Origin of the sequence: Stenotrophomonas sp. FR024 (genome assembly GCF_047500745.2) — a bacterium.
Classification (GTDB): domain Bacteria; phylum Pseudomonadota; class Gammaproteobacteria; order Xanthomonadales; family Xanthomonadaceae; genus Stenotrophomonas; species Stenotrophomonas maltophilia_A.
This window is the reverse complement of the sequence record NZ_JAXAXM020000006.1, coordinates 237280-260977: the sequence shown is the minus strand read 5'-3', so window position 1 is coordinate 260977 and position 23698 is coordinate 237280. Positions and strand designations below refer to the sequence as shown.

Here is a 23698-nt window from a genome sequence, read left to right as displayed (position 1 = left end):
CGTTCGTGTGCGGGATGGGGATCGCTCGACTCGTCTGTCGGCTAGTATCCGCAGATGCATGCTTGACGGTCCCTCCACCCTGGCTCCTACATACCGCGTAGGAGCCGGGAGGAACATACAAGCCATGCTCGACTCCATGGCCCATCAGCCGAGCATGGCTCGGCTCTACATTATTGCGGCGCAGTCGAGCATGGCTCGACTCTACAGGGGCGCATCGCGCCCGTTTCAGAACAACGTGCCCTGCACCATGGGCTGTTCAATACGCGCCGGTGCTTCGGCCACCGCTTCCGCACCCAGCCGCCAGGCCAGACCACCCAACCTGCTGGCGTGGCGCTTCAATGCGGCCTGCAGCACGTCGGCGCTGCCCGCCACATGCAGCACCCGGCGGGCGCGGGTCAGGCCGGTGTAGACCAGTTCGCGCGACAGCACACGGCTGTCCTGGCGTGGCAGCTGCAGCCAGACCTCGTCAAACTCCGAGCCCTGTGCCTTGTGCACGGTCATCGCAAAGGCGCTTTCGTGCGCGGGCAGTGCGGCCGGGTGGAAGGCGCGTGGCTGGTCGACGCTGTCTCCGGGGAACCAGGCCACCATCGCGCCGCTGCCATCGCGCAGGCAGATACCGATATCGCCGTTGAACAGGCGATGCCGGTAGCTGTTCTCGGTGACCAGCAGCAGGCGACCCTGGAAGTAGCCGGGGGTGTTGCCGGCCAGCAGCTGTTCGATGCGGCTGTTGAGCCCGCGCGCGCCCTGCGGGCCTTCGCGCAGTGCGGTCAGCACGCGCAGGCGCCCGGCCTGCTGCAGGGCAAGCACTGGATCGGCCGCGTCGGCCAGTGCACGCCAGTGGCTCAGCAGGTGCTCGCGCTGGCCACGCAGCGGATCGGCTTCGCCTTCGTGGAAATGCACGCCGGCCAGTTCACCACTGCGCAGCAGCTGCAGCGCGGTGCTGCTGTCGCCCTCGCGCACGGCATGGGCCAGCGGTGCCAAGTCCAGCGCATCGCTCTGCCGGTAGCCGCGCTGCAGCTGCACGCGGCGCCCGGCGAAGGCGCGTGGTGCCGCCTGCGGCTGCAGCGTGGCCGGAAGCAGCAGATCATGCAGTGCCTGCGCGTCATCGGCGCGGGTGCCGATGCCATCACCGCTGGCACGCAGGATCGCGCTGAGCACATCACCGGCCTCGACCGACGGCAGCTGATCGGGATCGCCGAGCAGGATCAACCGGGTGCCGCTGGCGATTGCGTCGACCAGCTTGGCCATCATCGGCAGATCGATCATCGAGGCTTCGTCGACCACGACCACATCCACCGGCAGCGGATTGTCGGCGTGGTGGCGGAAGCGCGGTGAATCGGGAATCACGCCGAGCAGGCGATGCAGAGTGGTGCCGGTACTGGGCAGCGCCGTGCACAACGCCGGGTCCAGTCCTTGTTCCTGCAGCCGTTGCACGGCGACGCGAAGGCTCTCGGCCATGCGCTCGGCGGCACGCCCGGTGGGAGCGGCCAACGCCACCTCGGGCAGCGGCTGGCCAGCGTGCCGGGCCTGTGCGGCCAGCAGCAGCAACAGGCGCGCGATGGTGGTGGTCTTGCCGGTGCCGGGACCGCCGGTGACCAGCGCCAGCGGATGGCGCAGGGTCACGCCGGCAGCGCGTGCCTGGTGATCCTCGCTGCCCGATGCCTGCGGGAACAGCTGCGCGAACAACGGTGCCAGCGCGGCCATATCCGGCGCCGGCAGCGGATGCCGGCCGATGCGCTGCAGCCCAGCCGCCAGCTGACGCTCGTACTCGCGATAGCGGCGCAGGTAGAGCAGGCCGTTCTCCAACACCAGCGGCGCATCCTCGGCGATGGCGTCGGCCTGCTCCGGCGTCGCTACCCATGGCGATGCACGCAGCTGTGCCAGCCAGTCCTGTGCGGCAGGCCACTCGGGTACGCCTTCCAGCAACCGTTGCGGTTGTGCCGGATCGAATGCAGCGTGGCCTTGCGATACCGCCAGCGACGCAAGCGCAGCCGCCAGCGCCACGCTCTCGGGCGTGTCGTCGCGCAGCCGCTGCAGGCTGGTCGCCAGTGCATGGTCGAGGGTGCGCAGCAGGCCCTTCTGGTGCAGTTCCTTCAGCAGGCTCATGCACTGGCTCCACGGGCACGCGCAGCCAGTGCGGCCTGGGCCTGTTCGCCACCGGCGAACAACGCATCCAGGGCATCCACCAGCGCCAACGGGAAGCGGTCCACATGCACACCGTTGCCGGCGGCATCCAGGCCACGGCAGAACAGGTAGCGGATGCCGCCCATGTCGCGCTCGTAGTCGTAGGCCGCACCCAGGCGGAAACGCAGCCAGCGATGCAGGGCCACGGTGTAGATCAGCGCCTGCAGGTCGTACTCGCTGTGGCGCATGGCAATGGCCAGCAGGTCCGGGCTGTAACCAGGCAGGCGGTTGGACTTGTAGTCGAGCACGTACCAGCGCCCGTCGCGCACGTAGGTCAGGTCGATCATGCCGGTCATCAACCCTTCCAGGCGGCGGCGCTGGCCGAAGCCGCGTCGCGTGCTGGAAACACCGTGCGCATGCAGCACCTGCAGCAGCGCCGGCACCGTGGTCGGCTCGATGGCGAAATGGAAGTCGATTTCCGCGCGGCGCTCGCCTTCACCCAGGCTGTGCAGCGCGCCGCCTTCGGGCAGCGGCACGGTGAGCGTGTGGCCGACCAGCGGCACCAGCACCGCCACGCCATCATCCAGGTCGACGTCGGCATAGCCTTCGTCGTGCAGCGCCTTGCGCAGTACCTCGGCCTGTCCCTCAGGGGCTTGCAGACCTGGCTGCCAGTCACCCCATGCGGCGAAGTCGACGTTCTCCATCGCCTCGTGCAGCACATTGCCGAAGCGACTGCCCATGAAGCGCGGGTCGATCGGTGTGCTGTCTTCGGCCGCCGCGGCGGGTTCCGGCAACGCCGGTTCCAGTGGCAGTTCCGGGCCAGCGGGTTCGTCGGCAGCGGGCGCCGGCAGCTCGGTGGCGGCGGCTTCGATATCACTGCCCGCGCCGGCATCGGCGTGGGCCAGCTGGGTGAAGCTGTACACCCACCAGTCGTGCGGGACGCGCCGGGTCAGGGCACGCACCGCCGGAAGGTCGCCTTCCACTTCGGCCGCCAGCTGCGGCAGCGCGGCCGCTGCCTCACTGTCATCGATGTGCACATCGGCGCGCGCGCGCAGCGCCTGCAGGTCACCCAGCAGCGGCGCCAGCCGCGTCTTGCCGAGCCCGGCCAGATCACCCACGGCGATCCACAGCGCATGCTCGGCACGGGTCAGTCCCACATACAGCAGGCGTGCATCCTCGGCGCGCTGCTCGCGCTCGCGCTGGGCACTGGCCGCTTCCCAGGCTTCGTCCTTGTCCAGCTTCCAGTGCAGCTGGCGCTGGCCATCCACATGCACCGTGCAGTGCGACGACGTGTTCGGCGCGCCGCCGTCGATGCCGACGAAGGGCAGGAACACCAGCGGATACTCCAGGCCCTTGCTCTTGTGAAGGGTGATGATCTGTACGCGGCGCGCATCCGATTCCAGGCGCAGCAGCTGCTGCTCGTCATCCTGATCAGCGCTGGCCATCTGCCCCTGCAGCCAGTCCAGCAGGCCATGCATGCCCAGCGCCTGCGCCGAGGCTTCCTGCAGGAGTTCACCCAGCTGCAGGTAGTTGGTCAGGCGGCGCTCGCCATCGATCAGCGCCAGCAAGCGTTCGCCCTGTGCGGCACAGACGTCGGCGATCACTGCGAACGGTCCGCCGCGCTGCCAGCGCTCGCGCCAGTGCAGCAGCTGTGCCTGGAACTCGCGTTGCAGGTCGCCCTCGCGCTCCATCGCCGCGATCGCGCTGGCGCGTTGACCGAGCAGGACAGTGGCCAACGCTGCACGCAGGCGGCCTTCGTCAGCCGGTTGCAGCAGCGCCAGCAGCAGCGCACGAAGATCGCGCGCTTCAGCGGTGGCGAACAGGCTCTGCTTGCCGGCTGCCACCGCGGGAATGCCGACCGCCGCCAGCGCGCGCTGCACCAACGTGGCCTCGCGATGCGAGCGCACCAGCACCGCGATATCACCGGGTTGAACCGGGCGCCCACGCAACACGGCATTGCCCGCGCGCGCATCGACCAGGATCTGGTGAATCGCGGCGACGCAGGCCTGGGTCGCCGCATCGCGCGAGGCATCGGCGCTCATCGCCTTGTCACCGCCACTGCGCAGCACGCGCAGGGTGAGTGCCGCGGCGGCATGGCCATCACGCTGGTAGTCCTCGTCGATGCGCACGCCACCGGGCCGCACCGGCTCGAACTGGATGTCGCGTTCGAGGAAGGCGTCTTCGCCACCGTTGTCGTACAGCGCCTGCAACGCACGCAGCACAGCCGGTCGCGAGCGGAAGTTCTGGTCCAGCACCGGCGCCTGCTGTGCCACCTGCTTGGCCTTCAGGTAGGTGTGGATATCACCGCCGCGGAAGCCGTAGATCGCCTGCTTGGGGTCGCCGATCAGGAACAACGCCGGCGCCAGCCCGAGCTCGCGCACCTCCGGCGAATCACCGAACACGGTGTGGAAGATGCCCCACTGGCGGTCGTCGGTGTCCTGGAACTCATCAACCAGCGCGATGCGGTACTGCGCGCGCAGTTGTTTCACCAGTGTCAGCCGTTGCGGGCCTTCCAGTGCCAACGCCACGCCATCGATCAGATCGTCGTAGGTCTGCACCCGGCGCGTGCGCTTCAGCGCCTGCAGGCGCTGCGTGGCTTCGGCGCGAAGCGCGTGCAGGAAGTTCAACGCGGTACCACGCAACCAGGCATCGCGTTCGGCCAGCAGCGCGACATAGCGTGCCAATGGCCCCTGCAATGGCGACGACGGCGTGCGGTCGGGGAACTTCTTGTTGGTCTTGTCGGCCAGCACCGCCGGCAGCAGCGCCGGCAGGCGCTCGCTGGCCAGCAGCTCGCGCGGGTCGCCGCGCTCGGCCCAGGCCAGCAGCTGTCGGCCCAGCGGGTGCAGCCAGCTCAGCTTGTAGGACACGCCGTTGAGCCACTTGTTGTCGACCGCATCGCAGAGGTCGATGAAGAACTGATCGCCATGTTCGCGCACGCTTGCGGACAGTGCCTCGGCCGCGCTGTGCAGGGCCGGGTGTGGATCGGCCAGCGTCACCGGCTGTGGCAACGGGTGCAGGGGCGGCGTGCCCAGCAGCGCGCGCAGATCAGCGGCCAATGCATCCGGGTTGGACCACAGCCAGGTCAGCGGTTCCAGCGTGGCCGGGTCATTGGCATGCACGCGCCATAGATCAGCGGCCAGCTCCTCCAGCAGTTCACGATCGCTGGCCAGCAGTTCCGGCGGATCAAAGGTGTGGCCGCTTTCCAGCGCATGCTCGCGCAGCACGCGGGTGCAGAAGCCGTGGATGGTGAAGATGGATGCCAGGTCGATCTCGTCGGCAGCCACCTGCAGGCGGCGTTTCAGTGCGACCGCGCTCTCGGTTCCGCCCTGTAGATGACGCTGCAGCACGTCGCGGGTCAATCTCGCGTCGGGTGCTTCACCCTCGGCCGGTTCCAGATCGACCAGGCGCGCGGCCAGCGCCAGGCGCTCACGGATGCGCTTGCGCAGTTCCTGGGTGGCCGCATCGGTGAAGGTCACCGCCAGGATCTGGCCGATACGCAGGCCCTGCTCCACCACCAGTCGGGTGAACAACGTGGCCAGGGTGAAGGTCTTGCCGGTGCCTGCGCTGGCTTCAATCAGGCGGATGCCGTCCAGCGGCAGGGCCAGGTAAGGATCGCCCGCCATACGCTGGGTTTCCTGATCGGCGATGGCGGTGTTCATGCGTTGCCCTCCTGGCGTGCTTCGGTACCGAGAGTGCGGCCTTCGCGCACCGCGCTGAAGACCACCTGGCTGTTGCGCAGCAGCTCGGCATAGCTGGCATCGGTGGCGAACGGGTCGGCACCGCGCAGCAGCAGCTGCCAGGCGTCGCTGCTGGATTCACCCCAACTGCGGTCACTGCCATGCCACTGCTTCCAGCCTTCGCTGCGCTGTTTTTCTGCCGGTGCGTTGTACAGCACCCAGCCGGTATACGGGGCAAAGCGCAGCGGCTCACGCAGGCCGCGCTGGCGCAATTGCAGCAGCGCACGCAGCGCGGCGCGTGCAGCGGGGGCGCTCAGTGCTGGCAGCACATGCGGGCCGGGACCGGCGTCACCGCCATCGTGGAACTGCACCAGCGGCAACGCATCGCCGGCGGCGTTGGCCAGCAGCCAGTCCAGGCCCTGGCGGATCACTGCATTGCCATTGAGCGTGCCGGCCCGCAGGCGCACCAGCCCTTCGGGATGCCGATCAGCCACGCGGCCGTGCAGGCGCACGCCGTCGATGTCCACTTCGTAGCGACGGCTTTCCAGCGGTTCGCCCTGCATCCAGCCCAGCAACGCACTGGCATACGGACGGGTCTTCAACTGCTCCACCTCGAACTGGCGCTCGCCCAATGGGCCCGACGGCAGCAGGCCACGCGCGCGCAGCCGCGGGTACAACGGCTCGGTATCGCCGCTGAGCGTGGCACGCACCACCGCCGCCTGCACGCTGCGCTTTTCCGGGCCGCGCGATGACAGCACCAGCGGTTCCAGGTCATCGACCTCCTCGACATCGTCGGCCAGGCGCAGGCCCAGCGACTGTGCGAGGAACTGTCCGGCCGGGTCGCACAGGAAACGGCGCAGGGTATCGAGTGCGACGTCGTCCTCCACCGCATCGTCGAGCGGCGGTGGCAGCGGTGCGTCGAACCACGGCTGCAGTCCACCGCGCTGGCCAGTGAGGCGACCGGCCGCCGGATGCCACTGGCGGCGATAGCTGAAGCGGCGGGGGTCGCCGTCACCGAACGCGGCGGGCGAGAACGGCTGCAAGGCATGGCGCACGGTGAAGTCGCGGACCGCCGCAGGCGGATCGAGGTGATACGCAGCGGCGGCATCGATCAGTTCACTGACCAGCACCGACGGCTCGCGCACGCTGCCATCGCGCGGATCGGCACCGAGGTAGCTGAGGTAGAACACCTCCTGCGCGGCGGCGAACAGCTGCAGGAACAGGAAACGGTCGTCTTCGCGGGTGGAGCGGTCGCCCGGTCGGCGGCGCGGCGTGTCCAGTTCGGCGGTGAGCTGGTTGAGACCGGCCGCCGGGTCACGGCGCGGGAAATCGCCATCATTGAGGCCCAGCACGCAGATCACCCGGAATGGCAGCAGTCGCATCGGCACCATGCGGCCGAAACTGATGCCACCGGTCAGCAGCGGTGCGCGCGTATCGGCCTCGCCCAGCGCGCCGGCGAAGTGCGCACGTACCACCTCCGGCGGCACGCCTTCCGCGAAGCCGGCCTTGGCAGCATCCTCGGCGAACTGGTTGAGCAGCTTGCGCAGGCGCTCCAGGGCACGCTGGCTGTTGGGTGAACTCGGCGCGGTGGGCAGCAGTGCATCCAGCAACGACAGCAGGCGCTGTCGCCATTGCGCCGGGGTCAGCAGCTCGCCGAGGCGACGCTGGTAGATCGCCAGCACGCGCAGCAGGCGCAGCAGCCGGTCCAGCGCGTCCAGCGCGCCGCCTTCCAGTTCGATCCACGGTGCGACACCCGCCAGGTCGGCCTCGCTGCCGGTGGCATGACCGAGCACCAGGCGATCCAACGCGAACTGCCAGGTGTAGGCGTCGTCCGCCGGCGCCTGGTGCTGGTGGCGGTGCTTCGCATCCAGGCCCCAGCGTGCACCGGCCTGCTGCAGCCAGCCATGCAGGCGGTCGAAGTCCACCGCTTCCAGCCCGGCCGCTTCGGCCAGCGGCGCGCTGGCCAGCAGGTCCAGCACTTCATTCAGGCCAAAGCGCGAGACCGGCAGGCCCAGCAAGTGCACGAACACATCGGCCAGCGGTTCACCGGCCAGCGGGCTGCTGTCGGCCAGCGCATAGGGGATGTGCTCCTCCTCGCCACCACGGCCGCCGAACACCGCCTCCAAGTATGGCACGTAGGGATCGATGTCCGGCGCCAGCACCGCGATCTCGCGCGCCTGCAGCGGCGGGTCGAAGCGCGGGTCCTGCAGCAGGCTGCGCAGCTGGTCGTGCAGCACCTGCAGTTCGCGCAGGCGGGTATGGCAGGCGTGTACCTGCAGGCTGGGATCGTCGCTGCGCAGCCCGTCGCGCAGCTCGCCCGAGGGCAGCGCGCGGCGGTGGAACAGATCGCGCTGCAGGCGATGCAGCAGGCTGTCGGACAGGCCGCCTTCGTCCAGGGTCGGCCGGGTGTCGTCCTCCGGATCGGAATAGGCGGCGATTTCGCCGGCCGGGTGCACCACCTCGTAACTGCCCAGCACCGCCATGAAGTCGCGCCCGGCCGCGCCCCAGGCTTCCAGCAGGCGGTTTTCGCCGGCTGCTTCGCCGAAGGGATCGGGCGCGCCGCTGCGCAGGCGCTCGGCCAGGGTCTGCAGATCGCCCCAGTACGACTGCACCGGGGTGGGCATATAGAAATGCAGCTCGCCAACACGTGCCTGGGTGGCCATCACCCGCAGCACATCGGGCGAGATGTTGAGCGTCGCGAACGCAGACATGCGCGGTGGCAAGCCCTTCGGCAAGGGTTGGCCGGCCCCTTCGAAACGGTCCAGGTATTCCTGGATGCGGCGCGCGCGGTAGTCGTGGCCGTGGGTGATGGTGCGCCACAGGATCGCCTGCGGATCGGACGGATCGGCACCGGCCGCCCAGCGCAGCAGCCAGTCGCGGCGCCACGCCTGGTACTTCTCGAACACCGAGGCCAGCTCGCCAGCCAGCGCCCACGGCTTCAATGCGTCATCGCCGGCAAGATAGGACTGCAGCGCGCGCATCGGTGGCTGCGCCAGCAACGCCGGGTCGCGCAGGGCCTGGTACAGCTTCCAATGCAGGCCGGCCGCGTCCAGGTCGTCCTGCTCGCCGCTGACGTTGGCCTTCAGCGCGCGCGCCACGAACTCACCCGGGGTGAGGAATTCGAGGTTCGCAGCCACACCGAACTCGGCGGCCAGTGTCGCTTGCAGCCAACGCCGCATCGCTACCTGCGGGATCAGCACCACTTCCGGTGCCAGCAGCGGCTGGCCAGGAACGGGCGCCCGCACATTGCGCGCCAGCAGCGCGGCCAGCACGTCCAGGGAGTTGGAATGGTAGAGGCGGAAATCGCTGCCTGGGTCACTCATCATGCACAGTGTGCAGGACAGCAGGCAGTATTCAATGGCTGGGCCGCGAGCGGTACGGATTGTTCCGGGACGCCGGCCGATTGTCCCGGCCTCCGCCGAGGCTTGTCGTGCAACAATACTGCACCGTCCAGTCTGCTTATGTTCAGCCGACGGGCCCGATCCTTCGATGTCTAAAAAACGTTAATGGTGCCCATGTCGGCTTCCACCTCCAGTCTGGTGCAGTTATCCAACGTCCGCATCGACCGGAGCGGACGCACGATCCTGCGCGACGTGTCGCTGCAGGTGCCCAAGGGCAGCATCACCGCCGTTCTGGGTCCGTCCGGCAGCGGCAAGTCGACCCTGCTGGCGGCGCTGACCGGCGAACTGCGCCCGGTCGCCGGCGAGGTCACCCTGTTCGGCAAGCCGATTCCGCATGACAGCGGCGCGCTGCTGGAAATGCGCAAGAGCGTGGGCGTGCTGCTGCAGGGCAACGGCCTGCTGACCGACCTGACCGTGGCGGAAAACGTGGCGCTGCCGCTGCGTACGCACACCCGCCTGCCGACCGCCGTGCTGCGCCGGCTGGTGCAGATGAAGCTGCATTCGGTGGGCCTGCTGGCCGCCGCCGATGCCTGGCCGCGCGAGCTGTCAGGTGGCATGGCGCGCCGCGTGGCGCTGGCCCGTGCACTGGCGCTGGACCCGCCGCTGATGATCTACGACGAGCCGCTGACCGGGCTGGACCCGATCGCCTCGGGGGTGATCATGAGCCTGATCCAGCGCCTCAACCACAGCCTGGGCCTGACCAGCATCATCGTCAGCCACCACGTGCACGAGACCCTGCCGATCTGCGACCAGGTGATCGCGATCGCCAATGGCGGCATCGTGTTCCAGGGCACGCCCGAGGCACTGCAGTCCAGCCAGGACCCGCTGCTGCGGCAGTTCCTGCACGGCCAGCCCGATGGTCCCATCCCGTTCGATGCCGCGCCGCGCGCGAGGGTCGCCTGATGCCGTTCGTTCAAGCCACCCGCTCGCTGGGTCGTGCCGGCCTGTTCTCGCTGACCGTGCTGCGCGGTTCGCTGCCGACCCGTGATTTCCTGGCCGAGTTGACCCGCGAGATCTACAAGATCGGTGCGCGCTCGCTGCCGATCATCGCCGTCGGCGGTGCCTTCGTCGGCCTGGTGCTGACCCTGCAGGGCTACCGCACGCTGACCACCTTCGGTGCGGCCGACGCACTGTCGACCCTGCTCGGGCTGTCGCTGTACCGCGAGCTGGCACCGGTGCTGACCGCGCTGCTGTTCATTGGCCGCGCTGGCAGCTCGATCGCCGCCGAGCTGGGCCTGATGCGTGCCACCGACCAGATCAAGGCGCTGGAGCTGATGGCGATCGACCCGGTGGCCAAGGCGGTGGCGCCGCGCTTCTGGGCGGCGGTGCTGACCGTGCCGCTGCTGACCGGCATCTTCTGTTCGCTTGCAATCAGTGCCAGCTACTTCGAAGCGGTGCACGTGCTGGGCCTGGACAATGGCGTGTTCTGGTCGGCGCTGCGCAACAGCGTGGACTTCTGGGACGACTTCGGCGTGGCAATGCTGAAGTCGGCGATCTTCGGCGGCACTGCCGCGCTGGTTGCCGCCTATGTGGGTTTCCACGCCGAGCCGACCATTGAAGGCACTTCGGTGGCGACCACCCGTGCGGTGGTCAACGCTTCACTGCTGGTGCTGATGTTCAACTTCGTGCTGTCGGCAATGTTGTTCACCTAACCCCTCCACCGGCGGTGCGCAGGCGCGCGCGGCCACAACGACTCGATCAGGTAATCCACATGGCCATCCGCGGTCCCAGACTCGAATTTTCCGTCGGCGCCTTCCTGCTGCTGGCCCTGGCCTCGCTGATGGTGCTGGCCGTGGCCTCGACCAACCAGCGCTGGAGCTGGGGCAGCGAAGGCTACGACCTGAAGGCACGCTTCTCCCAGGTCGGCCAGCTGCGCAAGCAGGCGCCGGTGAAGATCGGCGGCGTCACTGTCGGCCAGGTCGCTTCGATCGACCTGGACCCGGTGAAGTTCGAATCGATCGTCACCCTGCGCATGGACAGCAAGGTCAAGGACCTGCCGGCGGACACCTCGGCCGGCATCTTCACCAGCGGTTTGCTCGGCGAGAGCTATATCGGTCTGCAGCCGGGCGGTGATCCGGACGTGCTGAAGGCCGGTGACGAGATCGTCTTCACCCAGCCGGCGGTGGACCTGATCCAGCTGGTCGGCAAGTACATGTTCAGTGGCGGTGCCGGTGGCGGCGCTGCTCAGAAGCCCAACGATGGCGCGCAGGCGCCTGCAACGGAACCGCAACCATGAAGATGAAACTGATCCCGGCCCTGCTCGCCTCGGCGCTGCTGGCGGCCACCCCGTTCCTGGCCCAGGCCCAGGCCGCTGCGCCGGCCGCTGCCGCAACGCAGAGCCAGGCCGGCAAGGTGGTGATCGATGCCAGCAGCCGCATCCTGTCCACGCTGCAGCAGCGCAAGAGCGAGTTCACCAGCAACCCGGCCAGCCTGCGCAGCTACATCGACAGCGAGCTGACCCGCACCTTCGACCGCGACTACGCCGCGCGCCTGGTGCTGGGCCCGCACGCCCGCGGCGCCTCCGACGCCGACATCAAGCTGTTCGCTGATGCCATGGCCGACAGCCTGATGCAGCGCTACGGCTCCACCCTGCTCAACATCCAGGGCAAGCCGAGCTTCCGCCTGAAGGGTGAAAGCCCGCTGCCGGGCAATCGTGGCGTGCGCGTGAGCACCGAACTGGTGCGCGCCGGCAACGAACCGACCCCGGTCGAGTACTGGATGCGCAACGTGAACGGCCAGTGGAAGATCTTCGACGTCAACATCGAAGGCATTTCCTACGTGCAGACCTTCCGCAACCAGTTCGACACCCCGCTGCGCCAGAAGGGCATCAAGCAGGTGGCCAACGAACTGCACAGCGGCAGCATGCAGGCCGGGCCCGCGGGCAATGGCAAGTAACGCACTGGCGCTGCTGGAAGGCGACACCCTGCGCCTGCGCGGGGTGCTCGACCGTGCCGCGGTGATCGCACTGTGGCCGCAGCTGCAGGCCCTGCCGGCAAAGCTGTCACGGCTGGAGCTGGGTGAGGTCGAACGCGTGGACAGCGCCGGCCTGGCGCTGCTGGCCGAGCTGGCCGCACGTGCGCGCAAGAGCGGTCACCCGCTGGCAGTCTCCGGCGCGCCGGCCGGCTACAACGAGCTGAGCGCAGCCTACCGGCTGTCGCCCGACCTGGATTTCAACGCTACTTCTGCTGCGAGCTGACATGAACGTCGTACGCACTTTCCCCCTGATCGTCCTGGCCACCGCCCTGACCGCCTGCGCCGGCAAGCCCGCACGCAGCGATGCGCCCGCAGCCAGCACCGTGGTCCCGGCCAGCACCATCGCCGAGGCCTCTGCCGCCACCGCCGATACCGCTACGGTCGATGCCGCACCGGCAACAGCCGTGGTTGCCGCACCTGCGCCGGCCACGCCGCCATCCGCACCGGCCCGCAGCGCCGACACCGATGCGGCCAGGGCCGCGGCGGCGACCGCCCCCGGTGGTGACGACGACTTCGATGCCCTCTACGGCGGTGCCGGCAACACTGGCAGCGCGGCAGCCTACGATCCGTGGGAACCGTTCAACCGCAAGGTGCACACGTTCAACAACGCGGTTGACCGTGGCATCGCCCGCCCGCTGGCCACGGCCTACACCCACGTGGTGCCGCGCTTCGCCCGCACCGGCGTCAGCAACTTCTTCAGCAACCTGCGCGCACCGGTGACCATCACCAACCAGCTGCTGCAGGGCCGCGGTGCCGATGCGTGGGACAGCCTCGGCCGCTTCCTGATGAACAGCACGCTGGGTATCGGCGGCCTGTTCGATCCGGCCAGCAAGGCGATGGTGCCGCGTCGCAATGAGGACTTCGGGCAGACCCTGGGTGCCTGGGGCTGGCGTCGTTCGCGTTACGTGGAACTGCCGTTCTTCGGCCCTCGCACCGTGCGCGATGTGTTCGGCCTGGCCGGTGACATTCCGCTGTCGCCGATCCGCCGCATCGAAGAGGACAAGATCCGCATCGGCCTGCAGGGCATGCAGCTGGTCGATACCCGCGCGCAGCTGCTGGCAATCGACGACCTGCGTGACACCGCCGTGGACGAGTACTCGCTGGTACGCGATGCGTGGATGCAGCGCCGCAACTACCAGATCGAGAACGATCTGCGCAGCAAGCGCGACCGTGGCCATGACGATGCCAATTCGCCGATCCCGGTCGATGCGATGCCGATGCCGCAGTGGACGCACTGAGTCCGGTCTGCAGCGCATGAAAAACCCCGCCTCGGCGGGGTTTTTCTTTTCCGGCAGGTGCCAACCTTGGTTGGCACGCTTTCCTCAGGCTGCCAGCGCTGCCTCGATGGCCTCGCGCAGGCGCGCGTCATCGGCAGCCACGTCCGGGGCGAAACGCGCGATGACCTTGCCGTCGCGGCCAACCAGGAACTTCTCGAAGTTCCACAGCACCGCCGGTGCTGCGTGGATCGGGATCTCCTTGCTGGCCAGGCGCTCACGCAGCGGGCCTTCGCCGATCGACTGCGGCTGGGCGGCGGTCAGCTGCTGGTACAGCGGATGGGTATCGTCACCGGCCACGCTGATCTTGGAGAACATCGGGAAGCTGACGTCGTAGGTGAGCTGGCAGAACTGCTGGATCTCCGCCTCGCTGCCCGGCTCCTGGCCGAGGAAGTTGTTGGCGGGGAAGCCCAGTACTTCCAGACCCTGCGCGTGCTTTTCCGCATACAGCGCCTGCAGGCCTTCGTACTGCGGGGTCAGGCCGCACTTGGAGGCGACGTTGACCAGCAGCAGTACCTTGCCCTGGTAGTCGGCAAGCGAGGACGGCTGGCCGTCGATGGTGGTGAGGGAAATGTCCTGGATCGGGGTGCTCACGCGGGGGCTCCGGCAACAGCGGGGAATGGCCCACCAGCATAGCGCCGCGCGATGGCGGTAGTGCCGGCCGCTGGCCGGCAGTCGTGCGACCGTTCGCAAAGGTTCATGCGGTTGCCGGCCAGCGGCCGGCACTTCGATCAGTCCACGCAGATCGTGCCCTGCGCCTTGCCGTCATCAATGCGCTGGCGGCAGCCGAAGTTCTGGCGCACATCGCGCTGGCAGGTACCGGTAGCGGCACTGCCAGCGGCCACCTCGGGACCGGCCAGGCACTGGCCCGTGCAGTCGCTTTTGCGGCTGCAGGCCTTGCCGGCATCGGCATAGGGAATCACGCACTGCTCGCGTTGCAGCCGGCCCAGCCGTTGCAGGCTGCCGCCGGCGGCCTGGCAGTCGACGTCGCGCGCTTCGCGATACGCCTCGGCCGCTTCAGGGCTGGTGGCTGCGGCAGGTGCCGCGGTCGTATCGGCAGCCGGTGGTGCGCTGCTGCAGGCGGCAAGCAGCGCGGTCAGGACAAGGCTGGTGAAGCGGCGCAGGCGCATGACGATACCTGATCGAGACGGACAGGCCGCCAGCATACGCATCGGCGATGCAGGCGGCGTGTCAGCGTGGCTCAGGCCTCGTCGCCGTCACTGCCTTCCTCTGCTGGCAGCGCGTCCGGCAGCAACTGGCGGCTCTGCTCAACCGGCAGCGACTCGACATCCCTCAGCTTGCGGGCGATCGCGCGGGTGCGCACCCCGGTCTGGTCGATCTGCTTGCTGGCCTGGTCCAGCTTGGCCTTCACGTTGTCCAGTACATCACCGAACTTGCCGAACTCGGTCTTCACCGCACCCAGCAGGCTCCACACCTCGCTGGACCGCTTCTCGATGGCCAGCGTGCGGAAGCCCATCTGCAGGCTGTTGAGCAGTGCGGTGATCGTGGTCGGCCCGGCGACCACCACGCGGTGGTCGCGCTGCAGCAGATCGACCAGGCCGGGGCGCCGGATCACCTCGGCATACAGGCCTTCGGTAGGCAGGAACATCACCGCGAAGTCGGTGGTGTGCGGCGGCACGATGTACTTCTCGCAGATCGACTTGGCCTGCACCTTCACCGCACGCTCCAGCTGCGCACCCTGCACGCGTACGAGTTCGGCATCACCCTGCTCCTGTGCGTCCAGCAGGCGCTCGTAGTCTTCGCGTGGGAACTTGGAGTCGATCGGCAGCCACACCGGCGTGTCATCGCTGCTGCGACCCGGCAGGCGCACGGCGATGTCGACCATTTCGCCACTATCCGGGCGTACCTTCACCCCGCGCGCGTACTGCTCCTGGATCAGGGTCTGCTCGAGGATGTTCTCCAGCTGTACTTCACCCCAGCTGCCGCGCGTCTTGACGTTGGTCAGCACGCGCTTGAGGTCACCCACGCCGGTGGCCAGCTGCTGCATCTCGCCGAGGCCGCGCTGCACCTGCTCCAGGCGCTCCGAGACCAGTTTGAAGGACTGGCCAAGGCGTGTTTCCAGGGTGGACTGCAACTTCTCATCCACCGTCACGCGCATCTGTTCCAGCTTCTGCGCATTGTCGCTCTGCAGCGCGCGCAGCTGCTCTTCCAGCGTCGTGCGCATCTCGGCGATGCGCTGCTCGTTGCGCTGGGTCAGTTCCTGCAGGCGCAGGCCAAGGCTTTCAGTCAGGCGCTGCTGCGACTGCGCGCCCTCCTCGCGGCCCTTGCGTGCATCGTCCACCAGGGTCTGCCGCAGCGCGCCGAGCTGGGTATCGGTACGCCCGGTGAGCTCCTGCAGCTGCTGGCCAAACGCATGGATGCGGGCTTCCTGCTGCTGGCCGAAGGTCTCCAGCTGGCCGCGCAGCTCCTGCAGCCGCTGTCCCATCAACGCCGCGCCGCGCTGCTGGCTCTCGGCCGCTTCGGCGCGCGCCTTGCGGGCATCTTCGCCCAGCGCTTCGCGCAGCAGGTCCAGGCGCTGGTCGGTGCGGGTGGACAGATCGGTCAGCGCGCGGGCGAAGCCATCGAGCTGTTCGCGCAGCTCGCTGCGCCCGGCCCGCGCCTCCTCGCGCACCGCCTGTTCCAGGCGGTCATGCGGCGGGCGGCGCAGCAGGGCGACCAGCTGCAGGATGAGCACGGCCAATAGAAGGCCGCCAATGAGCAGATATTCGGTTTGCATGGGGCAAGTGTAGGCTGGCCGAGTCTCAACTGCTGCGTCAGGACCATGGTCGTCCTCTACGGAAAGCCCACCTCCATCAATGTGCGTAAAGTGCTGTGGCTGTGCGCGGGGCTGGATCTGCCCCTGCACCACGAACCGGCCCCCTCGCCGGACCTGCTGGCCACGCTGAACCCCAACCGGCAGGTGCCGGTGCTGCGTGATGGCGACTTCGTGCTGTGGGAATCCAACAGCATCTGCCGCTACCTGGCCGCACGCGCAGATCGCGAGGATCTGCTGCCACATGCAGCAAAGGACCGGGCCCGGGTGGAGCAGTGGATGGACTGGCAGGCCAGCGACCTCAACAGCGCATGGCGCCATGTGTTCATGGCACGCGTGCGCCAGCATCCGGACTATCCGGATGACGCCCGTGCCGAGGCCAGCCTGGCGCAGTGGAACCGGCTGATGGGCGTCCTTGATGCACAGCTGGCCACTACCGACGGCTACGTGGCGGGCAACACCTTCACTCTGGCCGACATCGTGCTCGGGCTGTCGAGCCAACGCTGGCGCAGCACGCCGGGCAGCAAGCCGGTACTGGCACACGTAGATGCCTGGTTCGAACGCCTGCGACAGCAGCCCGGTTTCGCCGAGTATGTCGACAACGGTGTGGCCTGAGCAGTGGCTTCTGCAGCTGTTGGCAGGTGTCGACCTTGGTCGACACGGCTGATCCACGCCATGCGTGGATGAAGCGCTGTAGAGCCGGGCGCAGGCTCGGCTCCACAGGAAAAACCGGGCCTTACCAGCCTTCCAGCACGATCTTGCCCTTGGCGCGGTGGCTCTCCAGCAGCGCGTGGGCACGCCGTAGGTTGGCCGCGTCGATGCGCCCGAAATGCTCGCCCAGGGTGGTCTGCAGCACGCCTGTGTCGATCAGCTCGGCCACCCGGTTCAACAGGTCATGCTGGCGCTGCATGTCGGCGGTCTTGTACAGCGGCCGGGTGAACATCGACTCCCAGTGCAGTGACAACGCCTTGCGCTTGAGCGCCATCACGTCGACCTGGCCGGGATCATCGATCAGCCCAAGCTGGCCCTGCGGCGCCAGCAGTTCCACGATCTGCGCGTAGTGCTGGTCGGAGTGGGTCAGGCTGGCCACGTGCTGTACCTCGCTGATGCCGAGCCGCGCCAGGCCCTCGGCCAGCGGCAGGCTGTGGTCGATCACATGGTGTGCACCCATTGCGTACGCCCAGTCCTGGGTATCCGGACGCGAGGCGGTGCCGATCACCGTCAGTTTCGTCAGCTTCCGCGCCAGCTGCACCAGGATCGAACCGACACCGCCGGCAGCGCCGATCACCAGCAGGGTCTGGCCTTCGCCACCGCCCTCGGGGATGCGCAGGCGGTCGAACAGCAGTTCCCAGGCGGTGATCGCGGTCAGTGGCAGCGCCGCGGCGGCGGCATCGTCGAGGCTGGCCGGCTTGCGGCCGACGCTGCGTTCGTCCACCAGCTGGTACTCGGCGTTGCTGCCCGGGCGATCGATGACGCCGGCGTAGTAGACCGCATCGCCGGGCTGGAACAGGGTCACCTCGCTGCCCACCGCGTCGACGATGCCGACCGCATCCCAGCCCAGCACGCGCGGGCCATCGGTGGTCACGCCGCGACGGACCTTGGTGTCGACCGGGTTCACCGCCACCGCGCGTACCGCCACGCGCAGGTCACGCGGGCCGGGCTGCGGCAGCTCCAGTTCGATGTCGATCAGGGCCTGGGCATCATCGATCGGCAGGTCGGCTTGGGTGTAGGCAATGGCGCGCATGGCAGCGGTCCAGTGGGGAAGGAGGCGACAGGTTGCGCCGCACGCGCTCCCACAGAAAGGCGCAGAATCGGGCAGCACTTTCACTCTGGCAATGAAGATGATCCGCTTCGACGATCTGCAGCTGTTCGTCCGCACTGCCGCACTGGGCAGCTTCTCGCAGGCGGCGCGCGAGGCCGACCTGCTGCCCGGGCAGGTCGCCGCGGCGGTGGCGCGGCTGGAACGCGAGCTGGACCTGCGCCTGTTCGTGCGCACCACCCGCAGCCTGCGCCTCACCGGCGAGGGTGCGCTGTACCTGCCGTATGCGCAGGAGGTACTGGCCACCCTGCGCGAGGGACAGGCGCGCGTGCAGGGCGAGGACACCGAGCTGCACGGCACCCTGCAGCTGTCGGCGCCTTCGGACCTCGGCCGCAACCTGCTGCTGCCCTGGCTGAGCGCCTTCCGAGCTGCGCACCCGCGGCTGCGCCTGCACCTGCGCCTGTCCGACGAGGTGGCCGATGTATTCCGCGACCCGGTCGACGTGGCCATCCGCATCGGCCACTTCGACGACGCCAGCTACGTCGCCCTGCCGCTGCTGGAAGGCAATCGACGCGTGCTGGCCGCCTCGCCCGGCTACCTGCAGCGGCGTGGCACGCCCACCCGCCTGGAGGATCTGCGCGAGCACGACTGCCTGGTCTATCAACTCAACGGCCGCGCCTACGATCGCTGGTCATTCGAGGTCGACGGGCGTCGCAGCGTGATTCCGGTGCGCGGTCCGCTGGTCTGCGACGACGCCGATGTAGTGCGACGCTGGGCCGTGGCCGGCGAAGGCATCACTTACAAGTCCTGGCTGGACCTGCGCGAGGACGTGCTGGCCGGGCGCCTGCAGCTGCTGCTCGATGGTGTTGGCAGCAGCATCCCGCTGCAGCTGGTATGCCCGCACCGCAAGCAGTTCTCGCCAGCGGTACGGCAACTGCATGCGCAGCTGCGCCAGCACCTGCAACCGCTGCTGTCTGGCATGCCCACTGGCCTCACCCGCCCCCTGTCGCCAACGGCGGCACTGGCCGACAATGGCGGCCCCCCGTAACAAGAGAACGCCGCCATGCCGTGGATGGGCATCCAGGACCTGTGGACGTTTCTGGTCGCCGTGCTGGTGTTTCTCGCCCTGCCCGGCCCCGGCACCTTCACGCTGCTGACCGCCACCGGCCGTGGCGGCGTGCGTGGTGGCTATACCGCGCTGGCCGGCCTGCTGGTCGGCGACCAGATCCTGATGTGGCTGGCGTTGGCGGGCGTGGCGGCGCTGCTCAAGGCCAACCCGCTGGTGTTCCACGCGGTGCAGTACCTGGGTGCGGCCTACCTGGTGTGGGTCGGCATCAGCCTGCTGCGCACGCCGAAGCGCGAGGGCGGCGACGCCGGCCCGATCCGCATGCAGCCGGGGCGCTACTTCCAGCAGGCGATCCTGGTCAGTCTGCTCAACCCGAAGGCGATCCTGTTCTACATGGCCTTCCTGCCGTTGTTCATCGATCCGAAGGCGCACCAGGGCATCGCCACCTTCGCGGCGTTGGCCGGCATCATCCTGGTGGTCAGCATCGCCTACTGCTCGATGTTGATCGGCGTGGGCAACCTGGCCCGCCGCCGCCTGATCCAGCACCCGCGAATCAGCGATGCGCTGCGCCGTGTGGCAGGCCTGTTCCTGGTGGGGTTCGGCATCCGGTTGGGGCTGAACGGATGAAACCCTGGCCGACGGCGATGGGCGCCCTGCTGCTTCTGGCCAACACGAGCGCCCCGGCGGCCACCGCGCAGGATCATCGCTGCCTGAGCGGCGGCCGCAATGACGGCATCCATCTGGAATGGCGTTGGCTGGATGACGGCCAGGCCGACGTTCGCTATGCCGGGCAGCGCGAACGCCTGCTGCTGCGCCGGGTTTCAATGGAGACCACGGTGCTGGCCGAAGACCGCCCCTACCAGTTCGACAGCGTCTGGGAAGAGCGCATCAACGGGCGCCTCAACGGCCGCTACCTGCTGAGCACGCAGGGCGCGCTGGTGCTGGACCTGAGCTACGAGCGTGCCCGCGACGGACGTCGCACCACCTTCCACGATGACGTCGAGGCCTGGCAGGAAGACGGCTGCCGCTGGCCCGGCAAGGTGGCCGAGTGAGCACCATGGGCGACGACACCCTGCTGGAGCGCAGCTGGGAATATCGGGAGGAGACGCTGTACCGGCGGTTGTTCGGCGATACCGGGCCGGGGATCTATCCGATCGACATGGATCTGCTGCGCAACGTCTTCAAGCAGGACCAGATCGACCCGCGCTGGCTGCATGTCGGCGTCAATGCCTGCCCTCCGCACGGTGATCGAAGGCACTGGATCTATGTCAGCTCCGGCCTGTCCAACCCCTGGGAAGGGCGGCACGAAGATGGCGATTCGGGGTTGGGCATCGAACTGATGCTTGAGACGCAGGAAGAAGCGACCTGGGCACTGACCACCTTGCGCTGGTTCACCGCGTACCACCTGCTGCTGTGCCACTCACGCATGCCCGGCAATCCGTTGGCGCCATGGGACCGGCTGAAGCTGGGGGGGCCGGTGGATCACGCAGGGAGCATGCTGCAGGCGGCCGTCTTCGTTCCGTCACTGCATTTTCCTGGACCCCAGCAACTGCCATCGGGACGATTCGACTTCCTGCAGCTGCTGCCATTGACCCTGGACGAGCATGCGTTCGGCCGCGCCCAGGGCTTCGAAGTGCTGGTGGCCCAGTTGAGAACCCAAGGTGCGGCGCCGGTGGTCGATCCGCAGCGGGTCAGCATCGATCTGGCCCCTGCTCTCACGCTTCAAGCGCCTCCCGGCTCGCCTTGAGGGATCGAATCATTTCGAATCCTGTCGGCATTTGTGCCGATTCCGGCAGAATGCTCGGAGTACAGCCGCGCCGGTGACGCATCTGACACTCGCATGACCCCCGTCAGTGGTAATGCTGCGCTGCGTTCGGTCACACTCGGGAACTTGTCGTTCTTAGTCACCCCTTCCGAGGCCTGCATGTCCCTGTTCCGGCGCAAGTCCCTAGATTCCGTCACCGTCCACGAAGCCGGCAGGCGCCTGATCCCGACGCTCAGCTGGCCGCACCTGATCGCGCTGGGTATTGGCGCCATCGTCGGTACCGGCATCTACACGCTGATCGGCGTCGGTGCCAACCTGGCCGGCCCGGCCGTGCTGATCTCCTTCGCCATCGCCGGTGCGGTCTGCGCCTGCGCGGCACTGTCCTACGCCGAGCTGTCGACGATGATGCCGGCCGCCGGCAGTGCCTACACCTACAGCTACAGCGCGCTGGGCGAGGTGTTCGCCTGGGTGGTGGGCTGGAGCCTGATCCTGGAGTACTCACTGGTGGTGAGTACGGTGGCGGTGGGCTGGTCCGGCTACTTCGTCGGCTTCCTCGAATGGGTCCACACCCAGTTCGGCTGGAACGTGCACCTGCCAGCGTGGCTCGCAGCCGGCCCGCACGTGGAAGGCGGCATGATCAACCTCCCGGCGATCGTCATCACCTGGCTGGTGGCCGGCATGCTGATGGCCGGCACCAAGGAAAGCGCCACCCTCAATGCCATCCTGGTGGTGTTCAAGCTGATCGCGCTGGCCATCTTCGTGGCCGTGGCCCTGCCCGCCTTCGACAGCGCCAACCTGCAGCCGTTCATGCCGTATGGCTTTGCCAAGTCGATGGGCCCTGATGGCGTCGAACACGGCGTAATGGCGGCGGCAGCGATCATCTTCTTCGCCTTCTACGGCTTCGATGCGATCTCCACCGCCGCCGAAGAAACCAAGAACCCAGGCCGCGACCTGTCGATCGGCATCATCGGTTCGATGATCGGCTGCACCATCGTCTACGTGCTGGTCGCGCTGGCCGCGGTCGGTGCGATGAGCTACGCGGTGTTCGGCCACAGCGCCGAGCCGCTGGCCCTGATCATGCGCCAGCTGGGCCATCCGACCGCGGCGATGGTGATCGGCGTGATCGCGATCATCGCGCTGCCGACGGTGCTGCTGGCCTTCCTGTACGGCCAGAGCCGCATCTTCTTCGTGATGAGCCGCGATGGCCTGCTGCCGCGTGGCCTGTCCAAGGTCAACGCACGTACCGGCACGCCGGTGGCGACCACGCTGTTCACCGCGGTGGTGGTGTCGGCGCTGGCCGGCGTGGCCCGCCTGGACGAGATCGCGGCGCTGGCCAATGCCGGCACCCTGGCCGCGTTCACCGCCGTGGGCATCTGCCTGGTGGTGCTGCGCCTGCGCGAGCCGAACCGCGAACGTACCTTCCGTACCCCGCTGGCCTTCGTGGTTGGTCCGCTGGCCGCGCTGGGCTGCATCTATCTGTTCCTCAGCCTGCCGCACAGCACCCAGCTGTACTTCCTGCTGTGGAACCTGGCCGGCCTGGTGCTGTACTTCCTGTACAGCCGCCGCCACGCACTGATCGCGAAGTAAACGGATCACCGGTCGTGCCGGCCAGCGGCCGGCACTACCGCAGGGCGGTCAACCGCCCTGCTTTGCCGCGTAGTCCTGCGCCTGGCGCATCACCCGCAGCAGGTTGCCGCCCCAGATGCCGGCAATCTGCTGCTCGGTATAGCCCTTGCGCAGCAGCCACGCGGTGATCTTCGGCAGCTGGCTGACATCGGGCAGGTCGCTCAGGCCACCGCCGCCATCCCAGTCCAGGCCGATGCCCACGTGCTCGGGGCCCACCACCTTGAGGATGTGCTCGAAGTGGGCGAAGAAGTCGTCGAGGCTGGCATGGCGCACCGGGTGCTCGTGGTCCAGCGCCTGCTCGGCCTTCAGCAGGGCAACGCCCTGTTCGATGCCCATGCCTTCCCAGCCACCCAGCTGCTTGCTCAGCGCTTCCTCGGCCTGCTTGCGCTCGGGCGTCTTTGCGGTGTCGATCAGGTAGCCGCCATAGGCGTTCACCTGGATCACGCCGCCGGCCTTGGCCAGCTTGCGCAGGCGCGCGTCATCCAGATTGCGCGGGTGGTCGTAGACCGCCTTGGCCGAGCTGTGCGACAGCACGAACGGCACCGGCATCATCGCCAGCAGGTCGTCGAACACCGCGTCGGACGCATGCGACTGGTCGATCACGATGCCCAGCTTCACCGCCTGCCGCACCAGGTCCTTGCCGGCCGGGCTCAGGCCTTTCCACTCCGCACCCTTGGGATCGGTGGCCGAATCGGCAAACTCGTTGTTGGCGAAGTGCACGGTGCTGAGCAGGCGCAGGCCGGCGCGGTGGTAGAACGACAGCAGGCTCGGGTCTTCCACCAGCGGGCTGGCGTTTTCCATGCTGATGTAGACCACGCGCTTGCCGGCGGCCTTGATCCGCGCCGCGTCATCGGCGGTCAATGCCAGCGCGAAGCGCTCGGGGTTGGCCGCCAGCATTTCGCGGATCTCCAGCAGCCGCTGCAGGCCATGGTCACGCTCGGCGAGGTGCGCAGCGGGGCTGCGGTCGCCCTGATCGGTGTAGATCGCCCAGAAACCGCCGTCCAGCGCACCTTCGACCATGCGCGGGTAGTCGACCTGCGAAAGCGCATTGCGGTCGTGACGCTGCTCGATGTCGAAGCCGGTTCGGCCGAAATTGGCCGGCGTATCCAGGTGGCTGTCGAGGGTGACCAGGCGCTGCTGCAGGGCCTTGGCGCGCGCCAGCTCCTGTGCGCTGAACTCGATGGCATGAGCCGACAGCGGCGCGCACAGCGCCAGGGCAAGCACGACGGACAGGTGGCGCAACGATGGCATGGGCTCTCA

General features: G+C 68.1%; 20 protein-coding genes. 12 read left to right on the top strand and 8 right to left on the bottom strand.

What is annotated here, in order from left to right; all coding sequences use genetic code 11:
- Positions 1–225: 225 nt before the first annotated feature.
- From recD to recC, 3 genes are read right to left on the bottom strand one after another with little or no spacing between them, the layout of a single operon-like run.
- Positions 226–2106 carry an exodeoxyribonuclease V subunit alpha gene (gene recD, locus ACMZ91_RS09560; protein ID WP_414578248.1) on the bottom strand — a complete coding sequence of 627 codons (1881 nt, stop codon included), beginning with the start codon at positions 2104–2106 and terminating at the stop codon, positions 226–228.
- Positions 2103–5783: an exodeoxyribonuclease V subunit beta gene (gene recB / locus ACMZ91_RS09555; protein ID WP_414578246.1), complete on the bottom strand. Its 3681-nt coding sequence runs from the start codon at positions 5781–5783 to the stop codon at positions 2103–2105. Before recB ends, recD begins: the two co-directional genes overlap by 4 nt.
- The gene (gene recC / locus ACMZ91_RS09550; protein WP_414578244.1) at positions 5780–9127 is read right to left on the bottom strand and encodes an exodeoxyribonuclease V subunit gamma; all 3348 of its coding nucleotides are present in this window, start codon (positions 9125–9127) and stop codon (positions 5780–5782) included. Before recC ends, recB begins: the two co-directional genes overlap by 4 nt.
- A gap of 189 nt (positions 9128–9316) precedes the next feature.
- On the opposite strand from recC, the gene ACMZ91_RS09545 reads away from it, so the two are divergent.
- From ACMZ91_RS09545 to ACMZ91_RS09520, 6 genes are read left to right on the top strand one after another with little or no spacing between them, the layout of a single operon-like run.
- Entirely contained in the window at positions 9317–10105 is a 789-nt protein-coding gene (locus tag ACMZ91_RS09545) for an ABC transporter ATP-binding protein (RefSeq protein ID WP_049462908.1), read from the top strand.
- Entirely contained in the window at positions 10105–10854 is a 750-nt protein-coding gene (locus tag ACMZ91_RS09540; RefSeq protein WP_005414955.1) for an MlaE family lipid ABC transporter permease subunit, read from the top strand. The genes ACMZ91_RS09545 and ACMZ91_RS09540 overlap by 1 nt, the downstream gene beginning before the upstream one ends.
- A gap of 59 nt (positions 10855–10913) precedes the next feature.
- The gene (mlaD, locus tag ACMZ91_RS09535; RefSeq protein WP_010487482.1) at positions 10914–11438 is read left to right on the top strand and encodes an outer membrane lipid asymmetry maintenance protein MlaD; all 525 of its coding nucleotides are present in this window, start codon (positions 10914–10916) and stop codon (positions 11436–11438) included.
- On the top strand, positions 11435–12097 hold the full coding sequence (locus ACMZ91_RS09530) for an MlaC/ttg2D family ABC transporter substrate-binding protein (RefSeq protein ID WP_010487479.1): 663 nt from the start codon (positions 11435–11437) through the stop codon (positions 12095–12097). Before mlaD ends, ACMZ91_RS09530 begins: the two co-directional genes overlap by 4 nt.
- Positions 12087–12398, top strand: coding sequence for an STAS domain-containing protein (locus ACMZ91_RS09525; protein WP_032128488.1), 312 nt, complete (start codon positions 12087–12089; stop codon positions 12396–12398). Before ACMZ91_RS09530 ends, ACMZ91_RS09525 begins: the two co-directional genes overlap by 11 nt.
- A gap of 1 nt (position 12399) precedes the next feature.
- Complete coding sequence (locus ACMZ91_RS09520; RefSeq protein ID WP_049420935.1) at positions 12400–13413, top strand: MlaA family lipoprotein; 1014 nt, start codon at positions 12400–12402, stop codon at positions 13411–13413.
- A gap of 84 nt (positions 13414–13497) precedes the next feature.
- On the opposite strand, the gene ACMZ91_RS09515 is transcribed toward ACMZ91_RS09520, so the two are convergent.
- The 3 genes from ACMZ91_RS09515 to ACMZ91_RS09505 form a co-directional block, all read right to left on the bottom strand.
- On the bottom strand, positions 13498–14043 hold the full coding sequence (locus ACMZ91_RS09515) for a glutathione peroxidase (protein WP_010487473.1): 546 nt from the start codon (positions 14041–14043) through the stop codon (positions 13498–13500).
- A gap of 137 nt (positions 14044–14180) precedes the next feature.
- Positions 14181–14579 carry a hypothetical protein gene (locus ACMZ91_RS09510; protein ID WP_071228677.1) on the bottom strand — a complete coding sequence of 133 codons (399 nt, stop codon included), beginning with the start codon at positions 14577–14579 and terminating at the stop codon, positions 14181–14183.
- 71 nt (positions 14580–14650) lie between these two features.
- Positions 14651–16186, bottom strand: a complete 1536-nt coding sequence (locus tag ACMZ91_RS09505; protein WP_049400349.1) for a DNA recombination protein RmuC — start codon at positions 16184–16186, stop codon at positions 14651–14653.
- Positions 16187–16231: 45 nt separating this feature from the next.
- Between ACMZ91_RS09505 and ACMZ91_RS09500 the strand changes: the two genes are divergently transcribed.
- Complete coding sequence (locus ACMZ91_RS09500; RefSeq protein ID WP_414578241.1) at positions 16232–16837, top strand: glutathione S-transferase family protein; 606 nt, start codon at positions 16232–16234, stop codon at positions 16835–16837.
- 121 nt (positions 16838–16958) lie between these two features.
- Here ACMZ91_RS09500 and ACMZ91_RS09495 read toward each other — a convergent pair whose 3' ends face one another.
- Positions 16959–17966, bottom strand: coding sequence for a zinc-binding alcohol dehydrogenase family protein (locus ACMZ91_RS09495; protein ID WP_414578239.1), 1008 nt, complete (start codon positions 17964–17966; stop codon positions 16959–16961).
- Between the two features lie 91 nt (positions 17967–18057).
- Here ACMZ91_RS09495 and ACMZ91_RS09490 point away from each other — a divergent pair, with 91 nt between their 5' ends.
- The 5 genes from ACMZ91_RS09490 (at position 18058) to ACMZ91_RS09470 (ending at position 22399) form a co-directional block, all read left to right on the top strand.
- Positions 18058–19029 carry a LysR family transcriptional regulator gene (locus tag ACMZ91_RS09490; protein WP_032128494.1) on the top strand — a complete coding sequence of 324 codons (972 nt, stop codon included), beginning with the start codon at positions 18058–18060 and terminating at the stop codon, positions 19027–19029.
- Between the two features lie 15 nt (positions 19030–19044).
- Complete coding sequence (leuE, locus tag ACMZ91_RS09485; protein WP_134951596.1) at positions 19045–19674, top strand: leucine efflux protein LeuE; 630 nt, start codon at positions 19045–19047, stop codon at positions 19672–19674.
- Positions 19671–20099, top strand: coding sequence for a hypothetical protein (locus ACMZ91_RS09480; RefSeq protein ID WP_414578237.1), 429 nt, complete (start codon positions 19671–19673; stop codon positions 20097–20099). The genes leuE and ACMZ91_RS09480 overlap by 4 nt, the downstream gene beginning before the upstream one ends.
- Before the next feature lie 5 nt (positions 20100–20104).
- Positions 20105–20794, top strand: coding sequence for a suppressor of fused domain protein (locus ACMZ91_RS09475; protein WP_414578250.1), 690 nt, complete (start codon positions 20105–20107; stop codon positions 20792–20794).
- 177 nt (positions 20795–20971) lie between these two features.
- On the top strand, positions 20972–22399 hold the full coding sequence (locus tag ACMZ91_RS09470; RefSeq protein ID WP_032128498.1) for an amino acid permease: 1428 nt from the start codon (positions 20972–20974) through the stop codon (positions 22397–22399).
- Between the two features lie 48 nt (positions 22400–22447).
- Here ACMZ91_RS09470 and ACMZ91_RS09465 read toward each other — a convergent pair whose 3' ends face one another.
- Complete coding sequence (locus ACMZ91_RS09465; RefSeq protein WP_478476266.1) at positions 22448–23689, bottom strand: dipeptidase; 1242 nt, start codon at positions 23687–23689, stop codon at positions 22448–22450.
- Positions 23690–23698: the final 9 nt, after the last annotated feature.

Coding starts and splice junctions, on each gene's coding strand:
- ACMZ91_RS09525 (WP_032128488.1), top strand. CDS start 12,087: ATGGCAAGTAACGCACTGGCGCTGCTGGAAGGCGACACCCTGCGCCTG.
- mlaD (WP_010487482.1), top strand. CDS start 10,914: ATGGCCATCCGCGGTCCCAGACTCGAATTTTCCGTCGGCGCCTTCCTG.
- leuE (WP_134951596.1), top strand. CDS start 19,045: ATGCCGTGGATGGGCATCCAGGACCTGTGGACGTTTCTGGTCGCCGTG.
- recB (WP_414578246.1), bottom strand. CDS start 5,783: ATGAACACCGCCATCGCCGATCAGGAAACCCAGCGTATGGCGGGCGAT.
- ACMZ91_RS09465 (WP_478476266.1), bottom strand. CDS start 23,689: ATGCCATCGTTGCGCCACCTGTCCGTCGTGCTTGCCCTGGCGCTGTGC.
- recC (WP_414578244.1), bottom strand. CDS start 9,127: ATGATGAGTGACCCAGGCAGCGATTTCCGCCTCTACCATTCCAACTCC.
- ACMZ91_RS09520 (WP_049420935.1), top strand. CDS start 12,400: ATGAACGTCGTACGCACTTTCCCCCTGATCGTCCTGGCCACCGCCCTG.
- ACMZ91_RS09475 (WP_414578250.1), top strand. CDS start 20,105: ATGGGCGACGACACCCTGCTGGAGCGCAGCTGGGAATATCGGGAGGAG.
- ACMZ91_RS09500 (WP_414578241.1), top strand. CDS start 16,232: ATGGTCGTCCTCTACGGAAAGCCCACCTCCATCAATGTGCGTAAAGTG.
- ACMZ91_RS09510 (WP_071228677.1), bottom strand. CDS start 14,579: ATGCGCCTGCGCCGCTTCACCAGCCTTGTCCTGACCGCGCTGCTTGCC.
- recD (WP_414578248.1), bottom strand. CDS start 2,106: ATGAGCCTGCTGAAGGAACTGCACCAGAAGGGCCTGCTGCGCACCCTC.
- ACMZ91_RS09540 (WP_005414955.1), top strand. CDS start 10,105: ATGCCGTTCGTTCAAGCCACCCGCTCGCTGGGTCGTGCCGGCCTGTTC.
- ACMZ91_RS09495 (WP_414578239.1), bottom strand. CDS start 17,966: ATGCGCGCCATTGCCTACACCCAAGCCGACCTGCCGATCGATGATGCC.
- ACMZ91_RS09470 (WP_032128498.1), top strand. CDS start 20,972: ATGTCCCTGTTCCGGCGCAAGTCCCTAGATTCCGTCACCGTCCACGAA.
- ACMZ91_RS09545 (WP_049462908.1), top strand. CDS start 9,317: ATGTCGGCTTCCACCTCCAGTCTGGTGCAGTTATCCAACGTCCGCATC.
- ACMZ91_RS09490 (WP_032128494.1), top strand. CDS start 18,058: ATGAAGATGATCCGCTTCGACGATCTGCAGCTGTTCGTCCGCACTGCC.
- ACMZ91_RS09530 (WP_010487479.1), top strand. CDS start 11,435: ATGAAGATGAAACTGATCCCGGCCCTGCTCGCCTCGGCGCTGCTGGCG.
- ACMZ91_RS09480 (WP_414578237.1), top strand. CDS start 19,671: ATGAAACCCTGGCCGACGGCGATGGGCGCCCTGCTGCTTCTGGCCAAC.
- ACMZ91_RS09505 (WP_049400349.1), bottom strand. CDS start 16,186: ATGCAAACCGAATATCTGCTCATTGGCGGCCTTCTATTGGCCGTGCTC.